The sequence below is a fragment of the Oleiagrimonas sp. MCCC 1A03011 genome (assembly GCF_003267965.1).
GTDB classification, from domain to species: Bacteria; Pseudomonadota; Gammaproteobacteria; order Xanthomonadales; family Rhodanobacteraceae; genus Oleiagrimonas; species Oleiagrimonas citrea.
This window is the reverse complement of sequence record NZ_MSPY01000001.1, coordinates 650,361-666,448: the sequence shown is the minus strand read 5'-3', so window position 1 is coordinate 666,448 and position 16,088 is coordinate 650,361. Positions and strand designations below refer to the sequence as shown.

General features: G+C 65.7%; 18 protein-coding genes. 11 read left to right on the top strand and 7 right to left on the bottom strand.

Annotated features, from left to right (window positions below):
• The first annotated feature begins 152 nt into the window (after positions 1 to 152).
• Positions 153 to 716, top strand: a complete 564-nt coding sequence (locus BTJ49_RS03060) for a UPF0149 family protein (protein WP_113063858.1) — start codon at positions 153 to 155, stop codon at positions 714 to 716.
• 1 nt (position 717) lies between these two features.
• Positions 718 to 2,070 carry an aminopeptidase P N-terminal domain-containing protein gene (locus tag BTJ49_RS03055; protein WP_113063857.1) on the top strand — a complete coding sequence of 451 codons (1,353 nt, stop codon included), beginning with the start codon at positions 718 to 720 and terminating at the stop codon, positions 2,068 to 2,070.
• Between the two features lie 37 nt (positions 2,071 to 2,107).
• Here BTJ49_RS03055 and pepQ read toward each other — a convergent pair whose 3' ends face one another.
• The 4 genes from pepQ to hemW all read right to left on the bottom strand — a co-directional run bounded on the left by pepQ (position 2,108) and on the right by hemW (position 7,323).
• Positions 2,108 to 3,433: a Xaa-Pro dipeptidase gene (pepQ, locus tag BTJ49_RS03050; protein ID WP_113063856.1), complete on the bottom strand. Its 1,326-nt coding sequence runs from the start codon at positions 3,431 to 3,433 to the stop codon at positions 2,108 to 2,110.
• Positions 3,434 to 3,508: 75 nt separating this feature from the next.
• Positions 3,509 to 3,862: a PilZ domain-containing protein gene (locus tag BTJ49_RS03045; RefSeq protein WP_113063855.1), complete on the bottom strand. Its 354-nt coding sequence runs from the start codon at positions 3,860 to 3,862 to the stop codon at positions 3,509 to 3,511.
• A complete protein-coding gene (locus tag BTJ49_RS03040) occupies positions 3,859 to 6,105 on the bottom strand; it encodes a DUF1631 family protein (RefSeq protein ID WP_168184643.1) in 2,247 nt (748 codons plus the stop codon). The genes BTJ49_RS03045 and BTJ49_RS03040 overlap by 4 nt, the downstream gene beginning before the upstream one ends.
• Before the next feature lie 63 nt (positions 6,106 to 6,168).
• A complete protein-coding gene (gene hemW, locus BTJ49_RS03035) occupies positions 6,169 to 7,323 on the bottom strand; it encodes a radical SAM family heme chaperone HemW (protein ID WP_113063853.1) in 1,155 nt (384 codons plus the stop codon).
• 121 nt (positions 7,324 to 7,444) lie between these two features.
• Here hemW and BTJ49_RS03030 point away from each other — a divergent pair, with 121 nt between their 5' ends.
• Entirely contained in the window at positions 7,445 to 8,212 is a 768-nt protein-coding gene (locus BTJ49_RS03030; RefSeq protein ID WP_113064029.1) for an MBL fold metallo-hydrolase, read from the top strand.
• Here the strand turns inward: BTJ49_RS03030 and rdgB are convergent.
• Together rdgB and rph are read right to left on the bottom strand one after the other, a co-directional pair.
• A complete protein-coding gene (rdgB, locus tag BTJ49_RS03025) occupies positions 8,209 to 8,805 on the bottom strand; it encodes an RdgB/HAM1 family non-canonical purine NTP pyrophosphatase (RefSeq protein WP_113063852.1) in 597 nt (198 codons plus the stop codon). The two genes, BTJ49_RS03030 and rdgB, sit on opposite strands and share 4 nt — an antisense overlap.
• 12 nt (positions 8,806 to 8,817) lie before the next feature.
• Entirely contained in the window at positions 8,818 to 9,546 is a 729-nt protein-coding gene (rph, locus tag BTJ49_RS03020) for a ribonuclease PH (protein WP_113063851.1), read from the bottom strand.
• A gap of 134 nt (positions 9,547 to 9,680) precedes the next feature.
• On the opposite strand from rph, the gene BTJ49_RS03015 reads away from it, so the two are divergent.
• The 8 genes from BTJ49_RS03015 to BTJ49_RS02980 all read left to right on the top strand — a co-directional run bounded on the left by BTJ49_RS03015 (position 9,681) and on the right by BTJ49_RS02980 (position 15,030).
• Positions 9,681 to 10,541 (top strand): YicC/YloC family endoribonuclease, encoded by an 861-nt coding sequence (locus BTJ49_RS03015; RefSeq protein WP_113063850.1) that lies wholly within the window; start codon positions 9,681 to 9,683, stop codon positions 10,539 to 10,541.
• Positions 10,538 to 11,179 carry a guanylate kinase gene (gene gmk / locus BTJ49_RS03010; protein ID WP_113063849.1) on the top strand — a complete coding sequence of 214 codons (642 nt, stop codon included), beginning with the start codon at positions 10,538 to 10,540 and terminating at the stop codon, positions 11,177 to 11,179. Before BTJ49_RS03015 ends, gmk begins: the two co-directional genes overlap by 4 nt.
• Positions 11,180 to 11,313: 134 nt before the next feature.
• Complete coding sequence (locus BTJ49_RS03005; protein WP_113063848.1) at positions 11,314 to 12,156, top strand: ABC transporter ATP-binding protein; 843 nt, start codon at positions 11,314 to 11,316, stop codon at positions 12,154 to 12,156.
• Entirely contained in the window at positions 12,153 to 12,926 is a 774-nt protein-coding gene (gene mlaE / locus BTJ49_RS03000; protein ID WP_113063847.1) for a lipid asymmetry maintenance ABC transporter permease subunit MlaE, read from the top strand. Before BTJ49_RS03005 ends, mlaE begins: the two co-directional genes overlap by 4 nt.
• Before the next feature lie 70 nt (positions 12,927 to 12,996).
• On the top strand, positions 12,997 to 13,479 hold the full coding sequence (gene mlaD / locus BTJ49_RS02995) for an outer membrane lipid asymmetry maintenance protein MlaD (RefSeq protein ID WP_113063846.1): 483 nt from the start codon (positions 12,997 to 12,999) through the stop codon (positions 13,477 to 13,479).
• Between the two features lie 48 nt (positions 13,480 to 13,527).
• Complete coding sequence (locus BTJ49_RS02990; RefSeq protein WP_240151720.1) at positions 13,528 to 14,196, top strand: ABC transporter substrate-binding protein; 669 nt, start codon at positions 13,528 to 13,530, stop codon at positions 14,194 to 14,196.
• Positions 14,197 to 14,201: 5 nt separating this feature from the next.
• A complete protein-coding gene (locus BTJ49_RS02985) occupies positions 14,202 to 14,507 on the top strand; it encodes an STAS domain-containing protein (protein WP_113063845.1) in 306 nt (101 codons plus the stop codon).
• A gap of 22 nt (positions 14,508 to 14,529) precedes the next feature.
• The gene (locus tag BTJ49_RS02980; RefSeq protein ID WP_113063844.1) at positions 14,530 to 15,030 is read left to right on the top strand and encodes a GNAT family N-acetyltransferase; all 501 of its coding nucleotides are present in this window, start codon (positions 14,530 to 14,532) and stop codon (positions 15,028 to 15,030) included.
• Between the two features lie 48 nt (positions 15,031 to 15,078).
• Here the strand turns inward: BTJ49_RS02980 and BTJ49_RS02975 are convergent, their stop codons facing one another.
• Entirely contained in the window at positions 15,079 to 15,963 is an 885-nt protein-coding gene (locus tag BTJ49_RS02975; RefSeq protein WP_113063843.1) for a VacJ family lipoprotein, read from the bottom strand.
• Positions 15,964 to 16,088: the final 125 nt, after the last annotated feature.

Sequence of the window (16,088 nt, the reverse complement as noted above, 5' to 3'; positions counted from 1 at the left end):
CCGGACATCGTGTCACCTGTGCAGATGGATTTCAGCGGGACGTGTATGCACCCGCCCCCGCAGGTGAGGTTCCCCCCGCAGCAGTGTAGGCAATCGCCGTTATGGGTGCCAGAATGAATTGGCACCAAATTTCAGCAACCGGCTCTACAGGCATGAATGTGACGCACGCCGAACTCGAAACCGAACTCGCGCGGGCCCGTGTTGGCGTCGACGCCAGCGAATTGCACGGCTCGCTCACGGGCTTTCTCTGTGGCGGCGGAACGATCGAGTCCGGTCGCGTACTGCAGGCGCTGGAGCTGGATGTCGAGGAGGAGGGTGCGCGCGGCCAGCTCGATGCGCATCTGCAGGCACTGTGCCGCGATTGCCGCGCCGCGCTGGACGATGCCCAGATGGGATTCGAACCGCTGCAGCCAGACGCCGAGCGGCCGCTCACCGAGCGGGCGCAGGCATTGGTGTCATGGTGTCGGGGGTTCCTCGGTGGGTTCGGACTGGCTTCGGCGCAGCGCAAACAGGATCTTTCCGACGACGGCAACGAGATTCTGCGCGATTTCGGCGTCATTGCCGGGTCCGAGCTGGCGGTCGATGGCGACGAAGACGATGAACGCTCGCTGATGGAAGTGAGCGAGTTCGTACGCGTGGGCGCACTGGTGCTGCACGCGGAAGTCGCCGGCAAGCGTGCATCGGGCGGCGCCCATCCGGGCAAGCGTGTGCACTGACATGGACGCACGGACCCAGCGCACGCCGCGCAAGGTGACCGCTGCAACCATCGCTGCCAAGGAATTCGCACGCCGGCGTCGTCAATTGATGCGCCTGGCTGGCGATGATGCGGCCCTGCTGATTGCCGCCGCTCCCGAGCGCATGCGCAGCGCCGATGCAGCCTGGCCCTATCGGCAGGATTCGGATTTCCACTATCTGACCGGTTTCCCCGAGCCGCACGCGGTGCTGGCGTTGCTGCCCGGTCGCGACGTGGCGGAAACCATCCTGTTCTGCCGCGAGCGCGATGCCGATCGCGAGCGTCTCGACGGTCCGCGACTGGGCACCGAGGGGGCGGTCGAGGCCTGCGGCGTCGACGACGCATTTCCCATCGACGATATCGACGACATCCTTCCGGGCATGCTGGAAGGGCGTGCCCGCGTGTACTGCCATTTCGGCCAGGAGCCGGAGTTCGATGCGCGCCTGCTTGCATGGATGCGGCGCTTGCGCGCGCTGCGCGGCGGTGGCGTCGTGCCGAAGGAATTCCTGGCGCTGGGCTATCTGCTGCATGACATGCGGCTGTACAAGTCGACGGCGGAGATCAAGCTGATGCGGCGCGCCGCGAAGGTGTCGGTCGCCGCGCACCTGGCCGCCATGCGCGGCGTGCAGGCGGGGATGGCCGAGTACGAGGTGGAAGCCGAGTTGCTGCGCACGATGCGCGCGCAGGGTGCGGTCTCGGCCTACATGCCGAGCGTGGCCGGCGGCGCCAACGCCTGCATCATGCACTACAACGCCAACCGCTCGCCGCTGCGCGACGGCGACCTGTTGCTGATCGATGCCGGTGCTGAGGTTGATTGCTATGCCGCCGATATCACCCGCACGTTCCCGGTTGGCGGCCGTTTCACGCGCGATCAGCGCGCGCTGTATGAAGTCGTGCTGGCGGCGCAGGAGGCCGCGATCGAGCAGGTGCGTCCGGGGCAGCCGTTCAGTGCGGCGCATGATGCCGCCGTGACGGTCATCGTCGAGGGGCTGCGTGCACTGAAGTTGCTGCGCGGAAGCGTGGCTTCGATTCTCGAGGAAGGCAGCTACCGACGCTATTTTCCGCACAAGACCGGTCACTGGCTCGGTCTCGACGTGCACGATGTCGGCGACTACCGCATCGACGGCGAACCGCGCATGCTGGAACCGGGCATGGTGGTGACGGTGGAACCGGGCCTGTACATCCCGCCCGACGCCGACGGTCCGGCTGCGCGCTGGGCCGGTACCGGCATCCGCATCGAGGACGATGTGCTGGTCGGCCGCGACGGGCCGCAGGTGCTCACCGAGGGCGTGCCCAAGCAGGTCGAGGCGATCGAGGCGCTGATGGCCGGCCGCTGATCGACGGCCGGCCCGTTCATCGATTCCGTTTCAGGACTCAGTCCAGGGCGGCGAAGGCGTCGCGCGTCATGTTTTCCGGATCGCCGCTGGTGCAAATGACGTCGTCCTCGATGCGGATGCCGCCGTAGGGGCGCAGGGCATCGATGCGGTTCCAGTTGACGTGCTTGCCCTCCGGGCGTTCCTTCAGGCGCGCCAGCAGCATGTCGATGAAGTACAGCCCCGGCTCGATGGTGACGACCATGTCGGTTTCCAGCGAGCGCGTCATGCGCAGGAACGGATGGCTGTCGGGCTGGGCGACGGTGTCGCCCTTGTCGTTCTTCATGAAGCCGCCGACGTCGTGCACCTGCAGGCCGATGCTGTGGCCCAGGCCATGCGGGAAGAAGGTCGCGCTGACGCCGCTCTCGACCATGGCCTCGGGACTCATGTCGACGATGTTCTGGTCCTTCAGCACGCCGGCCAGCAACTGGTGCGCTTCCAGGTGCAGTTCGCGGTAGTCGCGTCCGGCGCGCACGCCGTCGCACAGTTGTCGCTGCGCCTTGTCGACCGCGTCGATCAGCGCCTGGAAATCCTCGGCCTCGGGGGCGGCGTAGGTGCGGGTGATGTCGCTGGCGTACCCGCCGCTGCTGGCACCGGCATCGATCAGGAACGACAGGTTGCGCGCCGGCGGCGTCATGTCGAAGTGCATGTAGTGCAGCACCGCGCTGTGCTCGTTGAGGCCGACGATGCTGTGGTACGGCAGCTCGGCGTCGGTCTGGCCCACGGCATGCAGATAGGCCATGTGGATGCCGAACTCGCTCTCGCCGGCGCGGAAGGCGGCGGCGGCGGCGCGATGACCGCGTGCGCCGAGGGTACTGGCCTCGCGCATGCGGATCAGTTCGTACGGCGTCTTGTAGGCGCGGTGGTAGTCCAGATACTGGATCACCGCTTCGGGTGCGTCGGGAATGAAATCCTCGATACTATCGCGCGACTGGCCGAGGATGGCGCACTTCGCGGGGTCCTGCGGCAGGTGCTGGCGCGCGTCCTCCCATTTGCGGATCAGGCGGATGTCGAAGTGTTCCACCCAGTAACCGTTCGGGTCTTCGGGCGTCAGGTGCCAGAAATCCTGCGGCTGCAGGTAGATCAGCACCGGTTTCTCGCCCGGTGTGTAGACGATCCAGCTACCCGGCGCATTCAGTAGCGGCACCCACTGCTTGAATGCGGGGTGCACAGCGAACGGGTAGTCCATGTCGTCCAGGTGCTTGGGAATGGGGTGCCCGGCGGGGATGACCAGGTGCTCGCGGCCGACGGCCTCCAGCGCCGCGTCGGCGCGCTGGCGCAGGGTGGCGATGTGCAGCGGGTAGGCTTGGGCGAGTGCGTCGTTCATGGGTGTGCGTCCGTCTGAATCAGACGCCCATGGTGCCTTGGACGGCAGGGCAAAGCCAAACCGCGTGCGGGCCGGTCAGACGAATTCGCCGCCGGGCGCTTCGATCCATTTGCGCAGCTTGAGTGCGTCGGACTCGCTGATGGCGATGATGCGGAAGCCGGTCCAGTACTGGCCGGGTACATTGGCGGCTTCGCTCCACTGTTCGTGCACGCCGAATTCCAGTGTGTGCTCGCCCTGGCCGCGCGAAGGCAAGGTGAGACGAAGCTGGTAGATGGCGTCCGCGCGCAGGGGCTTGTTGCTGATCAGCATCAGGCCGCTGCTGGAGATGTTGCCGATATGACCCAGACGCTCGTCGCTGATCGCGTTGTCGACGGTGATGGAGGTGCCGACGCGGCGGCGCGGCGCGCGGCGTTGCTCGGATGCATTCATGCGCTCTGCTCCGCGGTGTTCCGGGCGAACTGGCGCAGTCCCTTGACGATGACGCTCCAGGCGCGATCCAGCAGGGACTCGTTGCGTTCGGTCGGAATCCGTACCTTGCCCGCGGCCATCATGGCCGCCAGTTCGCCGAGATTGCCGACGTCCTCGCGCACACCACGCTGGTTGACCACCAGGCAGTGCCCGGTGACCGGCGAGAACCAGGCCAGCTTGCGCCGCAGCACACTCTGGTCGGGGCGGATGAACTCGAGCCAGGCGCCATATTGTTGCTGACGCAGGGTGGCAAGCGCTTCCTGGGCAGCCGGGTCCTGCTGATCCTGCGCCGGTTCGCTCTCGGGTTTCTCGGTCTCGCCGCTGCCCAGCCGCTGACGCTGCTTCAGGCGCATCGCCAGTTCGGTTCGAGTCAGTTCCGGCGCCGGTTCGTCGGCAGACGGCTTGGTGACGACGTGGCGCGCGATCTGTTCGGCTTCCTCGCCGTGGATGCCGACCTGGCTGAGGCCCTCGGTGATTTCCTCGCGTAGCTCGGAGTCGTCCTGTTCGGTGCGCTGCCGCAGGAGCTTGTCGGTGACTTCCAGGCGCTGGCGGAAAGCCTTGCTGCGTTCGCCCCAGCGCAGCATGGACAGCGCCAGGACGTCGGTCCAGGCCTGTTCCATCATGGTGCGCAGCAAGCCGCTGGCGTTGCTGCTCTGCAAGCGTTCGGCGACCAGTTCGCTGGCGCGGTTTCGCGCCAGCAGCAGCCGCTCGCGGCCCTGCGCGGCTTCGAGGTGGCGGCGTTCGCTGATCTCGGCGCGGCGTCGCAGCACCGAAAGCTGGCTGTCGAGATCCTTGCGCAGGTCGTCCAGCAGTTGCACGTCGCCGTCGAATTCCTCGGCGGTGCGCTCGACCACATCCTGCAGCTTGCGCGCCAGCACCGGATCGGCGGATTCGCCGGCGCCGTCGAGCCACTGCGTGGCTGTATCCAGCACCGAGCCGAGCAATTGCCGCGCCGGATGGTCCTGCTTGGAGAAGAATTCCGGATCGGACAGCGCCACGCGCAGCATCGGTACCTGCATGCGCGTCATCAGCGTGGCGGCGTGGCCGTCGATGGGCATGTCGCGGCCGAGATGGTCGAACAGCATCGTCATCAGATCGATGGTGTCGGTCTGGTCGGCATCGAAGGCCAGTGGTTGTCCGTCGGGGCTGAGTGCGCGCAACTGCGCCTGCAGATCCTGGCGCAGATGCTTCATGCTGCGCACGTGGCGCGCACCGTTTTCCAGCACGGTGGTGTCGGACTGCTGCTGCAGTCGGGCCAGCGCGTCCTGAAGCTGCTCCGGCGTGCTGGCGGGGCCCGAAGGGGGCGTGCTCTCTGCGTTCAGCCCGAGCGCGTTGCGGCGTTGCGCGAGCAGATTGCGCAACACTGTGAAGGCGATGGTGGACTCGGTCTTCTCGTTTCGTCCGTGGTGATCCGGCGAGGCTTGCGGTGCCGCTGCATTCGGTGCCGAATCTTCATCGCGTACGGTGTCGTCGGGTTTGGCTGTCTTGTCGCTCTTGTTCTGCGCGCCGTGCATGCGACGTGCCAGCAGTGCGCTCAGGTCCGGCAACAGGCCCTGGGCAGCCATCAACGTGTTCAACGCCTCGAACAGTCGCGGTGCCTCGCGCAGCAGGTGGCGGCTGAAGAGCTTGTGCAGGTGCTGGCGATGCGCCGGCGGCAGGTCCAGTTCGTTGCTGGCGTACTGCCAGGCCGCGCAGATCGCGCGCGGACCGACCGGCAGTGCGTCGGATTCGATCACGGGCATGCCGACCAGAGCGGCGAAGCGGTAGCCCAGCTCCAGCAAGGGAATGCCCGAACGGATCTCCACGCGGGCTTCGGCGGTGCCGAGGATCGACTCCTCTTCCTGATCGTCGACGTCGACGAGAGAGAGTCCGAGCCCTGCGCGCGGATCGTGGTTTGGTTGGGCGTCATCCAGATGGAAGCGCTCGAAGCCACTGCGCAGGCGGCTCAGGAAGCGGGGGGCGAAATCGGCACGGCCACGTCGCACCTCACGCTGCGAGGCCAGGCAGATTTCCTGTTCGGTATTGTTGTTGGCCTGGTCGGCGAAGCGGAACATCTGCTCGTCGAATTCGTCCAGGATCTGGGTCAGCATCGGATGCAGCGCGGCTTCGCACAGATCGTGCACGCGCGCCAGAAGACGCCGGGCGCGCGGTGCCAGCGTCGTGCCGATGCCTGGTTCCTTTTGGTGGTCGCCTGGATGTTCCATGCTGCCCCCGGCCTCCGATGCCCGGATTGTACGCCATCCCGGCGGCGTGATGCCTGTCATGGATTACATGAACAGCGCCACCACGTCGTTGAGGAAGCGCTGGCCCTGTGCGGTGGTGCGCAATTGCGACAGGTCGTCCGTCAGCCACCCGCGCTGGATCGCCTCGTCGAGGGTGTCGCGGATGCGAGACAGCGGAAGTCCCGTGCGTGCGTTGAACGCTTGCATCGGTGTGCCGTCGATCAGGCGCAGCGCGTTGAGCATGTATTCGAAGGCGCGCTCGGATTCCGGGATCAGCCGATCGCCGCCGATGCGTGCGTGCTGGGTTTCGGCGGCGAGATAGGTCTTCGGCAGACGCTGTTTCCAGCGTCGCCGTACACCGCGCGCATCGCTGATTTTTCCGTGCGCGCCGGCGCCGATACCGAGGTAGTCGCCGAAGCTCCAGTAGTTGAGATTGTGTTGGCAGCGACGTCCCGTCTGCGCGTAGGCCGAGACTTCGTACTGGGCGAAACCGGCCTCGGCCAGGCGCGCCTGGCAGACCTCCTGCATGTCCCACGCCGTGTCGTCGTCGGGCAACGGCGGCGGATGGGCGGCGAAGGCGGTGTTCGGCTCCAGCGTCAGTTGATAGTGCGAGAGGTGGGTCGGCTGCAGCGCCAGTGCGCGCTCGAGATCGCGCAGCGCGCCGTCCACGGTCTGCTCGGGCAGGGCGTACATCAGATCGAGGTTGATGTTGTCGTAGCCCGCTTGCCGCGCCAGGCCGAAGGCATCTTCGGCTTCGCCGGAAGAGTGAATGCGTCCGAGGCGCCGCAGCAGCGCGTCATCGAAGCTCTGCACGCCGAAGGAGAGTCGGTTGACGCCGGCGGCGAGGTAATCCTCGAAGCGACCGTGCTCGACGGTGCCGGGATTGGTTTCCAGGGTGATTTCGGCGTCCGCTGCGAAGCGCAGGCGTTGACGCGCCGCGCGCAGCAAGCGCGCGATCTGTTCGGGTGGGAACAGGCTCGGCGTACCGCCGCCGAAGAACACGCTGACGATCGGGCGATCCGCGACCGCAGGCCCAAAATCGGCGAGGTCGCCGTCGAGGTCGGCGATCAGCGCATCCACGTAATCGGCGTACGGAGCGGCGGCGTCGCGCAGTCCGTGGGAATTGAAGTCGCAGTACGGGCATTTCTTCACGCACCAGGGCATGTGCACGTACAGGGACAGCGGCGGGAGGTCGATCATCGGTCTATGGTAGCCGTTTGCGCGGCAAACAGCGCCTCTGATGCGCGCGCTTGACCAGGATCAAGACGACCGCATCGAGTCCGCCGGACAATGGCGCGGTTACTTCTGCTGGACGCAATTCATGGCAATCGAACTCTATGCAAAGGACGGTCATACCGTTGTCGTCTTCCCCGACCTGGTGCGGGGCGATGACGGCGTGCAGGCCAACCAGTTTCTGGTTCGGCACGGTGATCGGACCGCGCTGATCGATCCGGGCGGCGCCTTGCTGTACACGCCGCTCTCGATGGCGATCTCGCCGTATGTGAAGCTGAGGGACCTGACCTACATCCTGGCGTCGCACCAGGACCCGGACATCATTGGCGCGGTCGACCGCTGGCTGATGTACACGCCGGCCACGGTGTGCTGCTCGCGGCTGTGGGGACGGTTCGTGCCGCACAGCGTGCCGCACTACCAGAAGAACACGGGGGCGGACCGTTTCATGCTGATTCCCGATCGCGGCGCGGAAATACCGATGGGCGACACGGTGATCCAGGCGGTACCGGCGCACTTCCTGCACAGCGTGGGCAACTTCCAGTTCTACGATCCGGTGTCGAAGATCCTTTTCAGCGGCGATCTGGGGGCGTCGATGGGCGACGGTCCGTTCGCGCCGGTCGAGGACTTCGATGCGCACATTCCCTCCATGCTCGGTTTCCATCAGCGCTACATGGTGTCCAACCGGGTCTGCCGCCTGTGGGCGCGCATGGCGCGCAACATGGATATCGACATGATCGTGCCGCAGCATGGCCGTCCGTTCGCGGGTGCGGCCATGGTCAAGCGGTTCATCGACTGGGTCGAGCAGCTCGAGTGCGGGGTGGATCGTCTGACGCAGGAGGACTACATCGCCGCCTAAAATGTTCCCAGAGCATCGCGCAGGTGCGTCAGCGCCTGGCCACGATGACTGAGGCGGTTCTTCAGGGCGTTGTCCAGTTCGGCAGCGCTCTGCGTCTGGCCGTCTGGCTGGAACAACGGGTCGTAGCCGAAGCCGTGTTCGCCGCGTGGCGCATCCAGGATACGGCCACGCCAGCGGCCCTCGGCGATCAGCGGCGCCGGGTCGTCTGCGTGGCGCAGCAGCGCCAGCACGCAGATGAAGAAGGCGCCGCGCGCGTTCTCGGGCGTGCCGTCGAGCATGCGCAGCAGTTTCGCGTTGTTGGCGGCATGGTCGCCGTGCACGCCTGCGAAGCGCGCCGAGTACAGACCCGGCGCGCCTTCCAGGGCGTCCACGCACAGACCGGAATCGTCGGCCAGCGCCGGCAGGCCGGTGATGCGCGCCGCGTGCCGGGCCTTGAGCAAGGCGTTCTCGACGAACGTGGTCCCGGTTTCCTCGGCGTCGTCGACGCCGAGCTCGCCCTGGGCGACCAGTTCGATGTCCAGCCCTACCAGCAAATGGCGCAGTTCGCGCAACTTGCCGGCGTTGCCGCTGGCCAGGACCATGCGTTGCGTCATCGTCGGGCTTCCTTATCCGGCCAGGGCCGCGCGCTGCGCGGCGACCAGTTCGCCGACGCCCTTCTCGGCCAGACCCAGCAGGGCGTCCATCTCGTCGCGGCGGAAAGCGTGACCCTCAGCGGTGCCCTGTACTTCGATGAAACCGCCGCCGTCGTTCATCACGACATTCATGTCGGTGTCGCAGCTGGAGTCCTCGGCGTAGTCCAGGTCCAGCACCGGCGAGCCCTGGTAGATGCCGACGGAGACCGCGGCGACCGCGCCGACGATCGGGTTGCGTTTGAGCTTCTCGCGTTTCATCAGCACGTTGACCGCGTCGACCAGCGCCACGTAGGCGCCGGTGATGGCCGCCGTGCGGGTGCCGCCGTCGGCCTGTAGCACGTCGCAGTCCAGGGTGACGACGCGTTCGCCCAATGCCTGACGATTGACGCAGGCACGCAGACTGCGGCCGATCAGCCGCTGGATCTCCTGCGTGCGGCCGCTCTGCTTGCCGCGTGCGGCCTCGCGCGCCATGCGACTGCCGGTCGAACGCGGCAGCATGCCGTATTCGGCGGTGATCCAGCCCTCGCCCTTGCCGCGCAGCCACGCCGGCACGCGCTCCTCGATGCTGGCGGTGCACAGCACGCGGGTGTCGCCGAATGCGACCAGCACGGAACCTTCGGCGTGCTTGGTGTAGTGGCGCTGGATCTCGACCTGGCGCAGCTGATCGGGCTGGCGGCCGCTGGGGCGATGGGTTTCGCTCATGGCTTGGGGTGTTTCCGTTGGGTACGACAAAGGCGGAATGATACCCGCATGATCCGTGTCTCGCCGGGCGCGGATTGGGCAAGCCTCGTCGCGAGCGTTTACCATGGCGCCCTTCGACTTCCGGAAATCGCCGAATGATCCGCAGCATGACCGCGTACGCATCCGCCGAGTCCAGCGGCCCGCTGGGCACGCTGGCCTGCGAGGTGCGCACGGTGAACCATCGCTATCTCGAACAGAGTCCGCGTCTGCCCGACGAGCTGCGCGCGTTCGAGCCGCTGCTGCGCGAGATCGTGTCCCGGCGCCTGTCGCGCGGCAAGGTCGACGTGACCGTGCGCCTGCGCGGCGAAGATCGCAGCGATGCGCTGGAGGTCAATCACACCTTGCTCGCACGTCTGGCCGAATTGCATCTGGACATGGCAGCGCGGTTCCCGGGTCTGCAGGCACAGAGCACCGAACTGCTGCGTTTTCCCGGCGTGCTGAAACAGCCCGAGGTGGATCGCGATGCGCTGCAGAAGGCGTTCTCCGACGCGCTGGAAGAGGCGCTGGACGCACTGACCGCGACCCGCGAGCGCGAGGGTGCCAAGCTGGCCGCACTGATCGCCGAGCGTCTGGACGGTATCGAGAAGATCGTCGCCGAGGTGCGCACGATGATGCCCGACATCCGCACCGGTCTGCGCACGCGTCTGGAAACGCGCCTGGCCGACATCAAGCAGCCGGCCGATCCGGGGCGTCTGGAGCAGGAGCTGGTGCTGCAGATCACCCGTGCCGATGTCGACGAGGAGCTTGATCGTCTGGACGCGCACATCGCCGAGGCGCGCCGCGTGCTCGGTCTGGACGAGCCGGTCGGTCGCCGCCTCGACTTCCTGATGCAGGAGTTCAACCGCGAGGCCAACACGCTCGGCTCCAAGGCGGTGGATACGCGCAGCACCAATGCCGCGGTCGAACTGAAGGTGCTGATCGAGCAGATGCGCGAACAAGTGCAGAACATCGAATGAACGCGTCGCATCCGAACCCGCAAGGCACGCTGTTCGTGGTCGCCGCGCCGTCCGGTGCGGGCAAGTCGACGCTGGTCAACGCGCTGCTCGAGCACGAGCCGGCGATCTCGCTGTCGATCTCGCACACCACGCGTCCGCCGCGGCCGGGCGAGGCTTACGGCGAACACTACTATTTCGTCGATCGCGAGGCATTCGAGCAGGAGGTCGCCGACGGCATCTTTCTCGAGCATGCCGAAGTGCACGGCAATCTGTACGGCACTTCGCGCAAGACCGTGCAGGATCTGATGGAGCAGGGGCGCGACGTGCTGCTGGAGATCGACTGGCAGGGCGCGCAGCAGATTCGCGCGGCGATGCCCGATTGCGTCGGCGTGTTCATTCTGCCGCCTTCGCGCGTCGAACTGGAACGTCGTCTGCGCGGACGTGCTTCGGACAGCGCGGAGGTCATCGAGCGCCGCCTGCGCAATTCGCGTGAGGAGATCGCGCATGCGCACGAATTCGACTACATCATCGTCAACGACCGTTTCGAGGATGCCCTGGACGACTTGCAGGCCATCGTGCGTGCCGTGCGACTGCGTGCGCCGCTGCAACGCGGACGGCATGAGGCGCTGATCGAGGAATTGCTCGCGCCCGGTGTGTGAAAGGCTCCACGTTCGTTACGTGGTGCGCAGTTTTCGTATCCGTGGATCCGTTGCGCTTGGGTTCAGCGGATGTGCCCCCATAGTTGCGCCGGTATCTAGCCGCTGCGCCCGTGCTCGGCTATCTTGGAAGACCTATGACTGACGCCATCGCTTCCCCCGATTCCGCGCCGACCGGCGACGCGCTGGTGCGCGTGCGCGGTCTGACCACGCGTTTCAGCGGCCGAACCGTCTTCGACGGACTGGATCTGGATATCCCGCGCGGCAAGATCACCGCCATCATGGGGCCCAGCGGTACCGGCAAGACCACGCTGCTCAAGCACATCACCGGACAGACGCCGGCCGATGCCGGCGAATTGCTGGTCGACGGCGAGGATGTGGCGAAGCTGTCTCGCGAGGGCTTGTTCAAGCTGCGCGAGCGTGTCGGCTACCTGTTCCAGAATTCCGCATTGCTGACTGATTTCGACGTGTTCGAGAACGTCGCCTTTCCACTGCGCCAGCACACCCGGCTGCCGGAAGAGCTGATTCGCGACATCGTGCTGAACAAGCTGCAGGCCGTCGGTCTGCGTGGCGCGTCGCGGCTGATGCCGAGCGAACTGTCGGGCGGCATGGCGCGGCGCGTGGCGCTGGCGCGCGCCATCGTGTTCGATCCGATGCTGATTCTGTACGACGAACCATTCGTGGGGCTGGACCCGATCGCGCTGAATCAGGTCCTGAAGCTGATCCGCACGCTCAACGAGACGCTCGGCATCACCAGTGTGCTGGTGGCGCACGAACTGGCCGCGATCCAGCAGATCGCCGATCGGGTGGTGCTGATCGCCAACGGCAAGGTGGTCGCGTCGGGCGATCCCAAGGAGATCGCCAACGACGGTTCGCCCTGGACGCGACAGTTCTTTGGCGGCGAACCCGACGGGCCGGTGCCGTTCCATTATCCGGCTGGCGACTACGCCGCCGAACTGGGCCTGGGAGAGACCGCATGAATGCGCGGGTGAAACGTCGCAACCTCGTCGTCGAAGGTCTGGCGCAGATCGGCGATGCCGGCCTGTTCCTGCCCACGCTGCTGGCCGCTATGCCACGCAGCCTGCGCTATTTCCGCGAAATCGTGCGCCAGATCTGGTTCACCGGCGCGATGAGCCTGATCATCATCATGACCTGCGGCCTGTTCGTGGGCATGGTGCTGGCGCTGCAGCTCTATCACGTGCTGGAGATTTTCGGTGGCACGGCTTCCACCGGCACGGTGGTGGCGCTGTCGGTCTATCGCGAACTCGGCCCGGTGGTGACCGCGCTGCTGTTCGCAGGTCGCGCGGGCACCTCGATCACCGCCGAGATCGGCCTGATGCGCGCCACCGATCAGCTTTCGGCGATGGAGATGATGGCGGTCGATCCGGTCGCCTACGTGGTCACGCCGCGATTCATTGCCGGGATCATCGCCATGCCGCTGCTGTGCTGCGTGTTCTCGGCGATGGCGATCTTCGGCGGCCATCTGGTCGGGGTGACCTGGCTGGGCATCGACAACGGCACCTTCTGGTCGAACATGACCTCCAATGTCGAGGTCTGGAAAGACGTCATCGACGGCGTGATCTGGAAGGGACTGGCCTTCGGTACCGTGGTCACGCTGATCTCGGTGCACCAGGGCTACACGACGCCGCCCACCAGCGAGGGCGTGGCTTACGCCACCACCCGCACCGTGGTCGCCTCGTCCATTGCCATTTTGGCGCTCGACTTCGTGCTCACCGCATTCATGATGTGAGGAACGCGAACATGCGCCCGCACTACTTTTTCATCGATTCGAATCTACAGAGTTCATTGAGGATGTTGCCGTGACCCAGAGACGTTCCTATGCCGTCGGCACTGGCCTGTTCATCGTGCTGGGGTTCGCCGCGCTGGCTTACCTGGCGACCCAGACCACGTCGCTGGTCAACGTGCGCCATGGCGATTCGTACACGCTTAAGGCGCGCTTCACCAACATCGGTCAGCTCAAGGACCGCGCGCCGGTGAAGCTGGCGGGCGTGCGCATCGGCTCGGTGCAGTCGATCCAGCTCGAGCCGCAGAAGCTCGACGCGCTGGTGACGCTGTCCATCGACAAGCGCTTCAACCAGATTCCCGAGGATTCCTCCGCGTCGGTGTTAACCAGCGGTTTATTGGGCGATCAATACATTGGCATCCAGCCGGGTGGATCGCCGGACTCGTTCAAGAACGGCGACGAAGTGATCCTGACCCAGTCGGCGGTGCAGCTGGAAGATCTGATCGGCAAGTTCCTGGTCAACGGCTCGCCGGGCGACAAGGACAAGAAAAAGCCATAACCACCGGGCGCTGCGCGACCCGCTGTTCCCAAACGGAGACGATGTCCCATGAAACTACGTAACCTGGTGTTCGCCTGCGCGATGCTCGTTCCGGGCGCGATGCTGGCGTTGCCCGCCTCGGCCCAGGCCGCCACGCGCGTGCCGGCCACGGCCTCGCCGCAGCAGGTGGTCAAGACCATTACCGCCGAATTGTCCAATGCCATCGACGGTCATCGTGCCGAGCTGAAGCAGGACAAGAACAAGCTGATCGGCGTCATTGACGGTATCTTCCTGCCGCACTTCGACATCGACTATGCCTCGATTCTGGTGCTGGGCCGTCATGCACGTGAAGCTACGCCGGAGCAGCGCGAGCGCTTTGCCAAGGCGTTCTACGATTCGATCACGCACCGTTACGCCGAAGGGCTGCTGAACTACACCAAGGGCAGCGTGAAGGTGCTGCCGTACCGTGGCGAGCTGAATGACCGCCGCACCATGGTGCGCACCCAGGTGATGCTGGACGACGGCAAGACCATCTCGGTGGACTACGCGTTCCGCAAGACCTCCAGTGGTCAGTGGAAGGCCTACGATGTGGTGATCGAGGGCATTTCCTACATCACCAACTACCGCGCGCAGGTCGACGCGGAGATCCGCAAGATGGGCATCGAGGGTCTGATCGAGCGTCTGGAGAAGAACGGCGCCGAGACCCTGGACAAGATGCAGAAGGACACCGCGAGCTGAGCGCGATGAGCGACGCCAACGTGCATTTCGACCAGACGCAACCGGACACGCTCGCCGTGTCCGGTCCGTTGACCTTCGCGACGGCCGCACGTGCCTACGGGCAGGGCATCGAGCGCATGTCGCGCGGCGAGACCCGCGTGCTCGATCTTGCCGGCGTGCCCGCGGCCGACAGCGCCGGGCTGGCCTGCGTGCTGGCGTGGATGGCGCACGCGCGTCGACGTGGCGCGACGTTGCAGGTCGAGAATCTGCCCAGGAGCATGTACCTGCTGGCCGAGATCAGCGACGCCGAACCGCTTCTCGGCATCGGCTGAGCCGGTCGTTCGAAGGGGCGGCATGCAGGATTCGGTACGCCCTCTCCGCGAAGACGACATCGGTGCGGTCTGCCGCATCTACAACCACTACGTCCTGAATAGCACGATCACCTTCGAGGAGGTGTCGGTCTCCGTGGTGGAGATGGCGCGCCGCGCCTGTGTGGATGATCCGGCGCACCCCTGGCGGGTGCTGGAAACACCGCGCGACGGTGTCTGCGGCTACGCCTGCGCAACGCCCTGGAAGGCGCGCGCCGCCTATCGTTTCAGCGTCGAATGTTCCGTGTATGTGGACCCTGCGCATCGGCGGATGGGGTACGCGCGGTGTCTCTACGAGCGATTGTTTTCCGATCTGCGTGCCGCCGGCATGCATACGGCGATCGCCGGGATTGCACAGCCAAATCCCGCCAGCGTTGCGTTGCACGAGGCGTTCGGCTTCCGCAAGGTTGCGCATTTCGAGCAGGTCGGCCGCAAGTTCGATCGCTGGATCGACGTGGGCTACTGGCAGCTCGATCTCGAAGCCTGATCCTTCTTCCGCCACGCCGTGCGGCGCGGCGGAAAAAGGCTTGTGGGGTTACGCGCCGGAGGGGGTGCCCGGTGCCGAGGAGGACGATGCCGGCGCGGCCGGTTGCGTCGTCGGGGCGGCGCCCGTTGCGTCCTTCTCTTTCTGCTTCTTCTCCCAGGATTGCTGCTGCTTGAGCAGTTCGTCGGGATCGAAGCCCTGTTCGTTCAGGCCCTGCATCTGGTCGATGACGCTGGCCGGCGGGTTGCCGTCGTAGAGCTTGTACGTGCGCTGCTGGAGATAGGCATCGCGCAGGAAGACGTACGGGTCGTAGGCCGATTCCAGAAAACCTTCCGCGTCGATCGCGCGGGCGCGCAGCGTGACCAGGTAGAGCATCGAGGGCAGATACTGCTGGCCGTGGTCGAAGCGTCCCTGATTGCGCGAGTAGATCGACATCGGGTCGAAGAAATAGCTGTCGACGGGCAGGTGCCATACGTCGCGGCCCGTGGTCGGTCCGATCAACGGCAGCACCAGGTACGGTCCGTCGGGGACGCCCCAACGAGCAAGGGTGATGCCGAAATCGGTGTCGTCGAGTGGCAGGCCCATGCGGCTGGCAGGGTCGAAGAAGCCGCCCAGACCCAGCGTGATATTGACCAGGAAGCGTGCCGAGGCGCTCAGCGCCTTCTTCGGGCGTGCCTGCAGCAGGTCGTTGGCGACCGTGATCGGCATGCGGATATTGGTGAAGAAGTCGCTGATCGAGCGGCGTACGGGCGGATTCGTGATCTTGCGATAGCCAACGGCGACCGGACGGATCGCCACCTTGTCGACGGCGTTATTGAACGCATACACCTTGCGGTTGTACTTCTCCAGCGGGTCATCGGTGCGCGGTTTGGCGATGGCGCAGCCGGCAAGCGCGATGACCGCAGCGACGAGGGCGGCGCGTCGGAATGTCTGCATCAGGGATGGGCGCATAGGAAAGCAGCGGGTCCTTATATGAACCGTAGAGTTTAATTATATTCGCGTACGCTGACCAGTCATTCCCGCAACCGGCATGGTATGCCGATGTGCCGTTGCCAGCCAAC

Bases quoted from the DNA above. Each gene is read 5' to 3' on its own strand.
- BTJ49_RS03060 (WP_113063858.1), top strand. From the start codon at position 153: ATGAATGTGACGCACGCCGAACTCGAAACCGAACTCGCGCGGGCCCGT.
- gmk (WP_113063849.1), top strand. From the start codon at position 10,538: ATGAACGCGTCGCATCCGAACCCGCAAGGCACGCTGTTCGTGGTCGCC.
- BTJ49_RS03045 (WP_113063855.1), bottom strand. From the start codon at position 3,862: ATGAATGCATCCGAGCAACGCCGCGCGCCGCGCCGCCGCGTCGGCACC.
- BTJ49_RS03005 (WP_113063848.1), top strand. From the start codon at position 11,314: ATGACTGACGCCATCGCTTCCCCCGATTCCGCGCCGACCGGCGACGCG.
- BTJ49_RS02975 (WP_113063843.1), bottom strand. From the start codon at position 15,963: ATGCAGACATTCCGACGCGCCGCCCTCGTCGCTGCGGTCATCGCGCTT.
- BTJ49_RS02990 (WP_240151720.1), top strand. From the start codon at position 13,528: ATGAAACTACGTAACCTGGTGTTCGCCTGCGCGATGCTCGTTCCGGGC.
- pepQ (WP_113063856.1), bottom strand. From the start codon at position 3,433: ATGAACGACGCACTCGCCCAAGCCTACCCGCTGCACATCGCCACCCTG.
- BTJ49_RS03040 (WP_168184643.1), bottom strand. From the start codon at position 6,105: ATGGAACATCCAGGCGACCACCAAAAGGAACCAGGCATCGGCACGACG.
- BTJ49_RS02985 (WP_113063845.1), top strand. From the start codon at position 14,202: ATGAGCGACGCCAACGTGCATTTCGACCAGACGCAACCGGACACGCTC.
- BTJ49_RS03030 (WP_113064029.1), top strand. From the start codon at position 7,445: ATGGCAATCGAACTCTATGCAAAGGACGGTCATACCGTTGTCGTCTTC.
- BTJ49_RS02980 (WP_113063844.1), top strand. From the start codon at position 14,530: ATGCAGGATTCGGTACGCCCTCTCCGCGAAGACGACATCGGTGCGGTC.
- rph (WP_113063851.1), bottom strand. From the start codon at position 9,546: ATGAGCGAAACCCATCGCCCCAGCGGCCGCCAGCCCGATCAGCTGCGC.
- mlaE (WP_113063847.1), top strand. From the start codon at position 12,153: ATGAATGCGCGGGTGAAACGTCGCAACCTCGTCGTCGAAGGTCTGGCG.
- hemW (WP_113063853.1), bottom strand. From the start codon at position 7,323: ATGATCGACCTCCCGCCGCTGTCCCTGTACGTGCACATGCCCTGGTGC.
- BTJ49_RS03055 (WP_113063857.1), top strand. From the start codon at position 718: ATGGACGCACGGACCCAGCGCACGCCGCGCAAGGTGACCGCTGCAACC.
- rdgB (WP_113063852.1), bottom strand. From the start codon at position 8,805: ATGACGCAACGCATGGTCCTGGCCAGCGGCAACGCCGGCAAGTTGCGC.
- BTJ49_RS03015 (WP_113063850.1), top strand. From the start codon at position 9,681: ATGATCCGCAGCATGACCGCGTACGCATCCGCCGAGTCCAGCGGCCCG.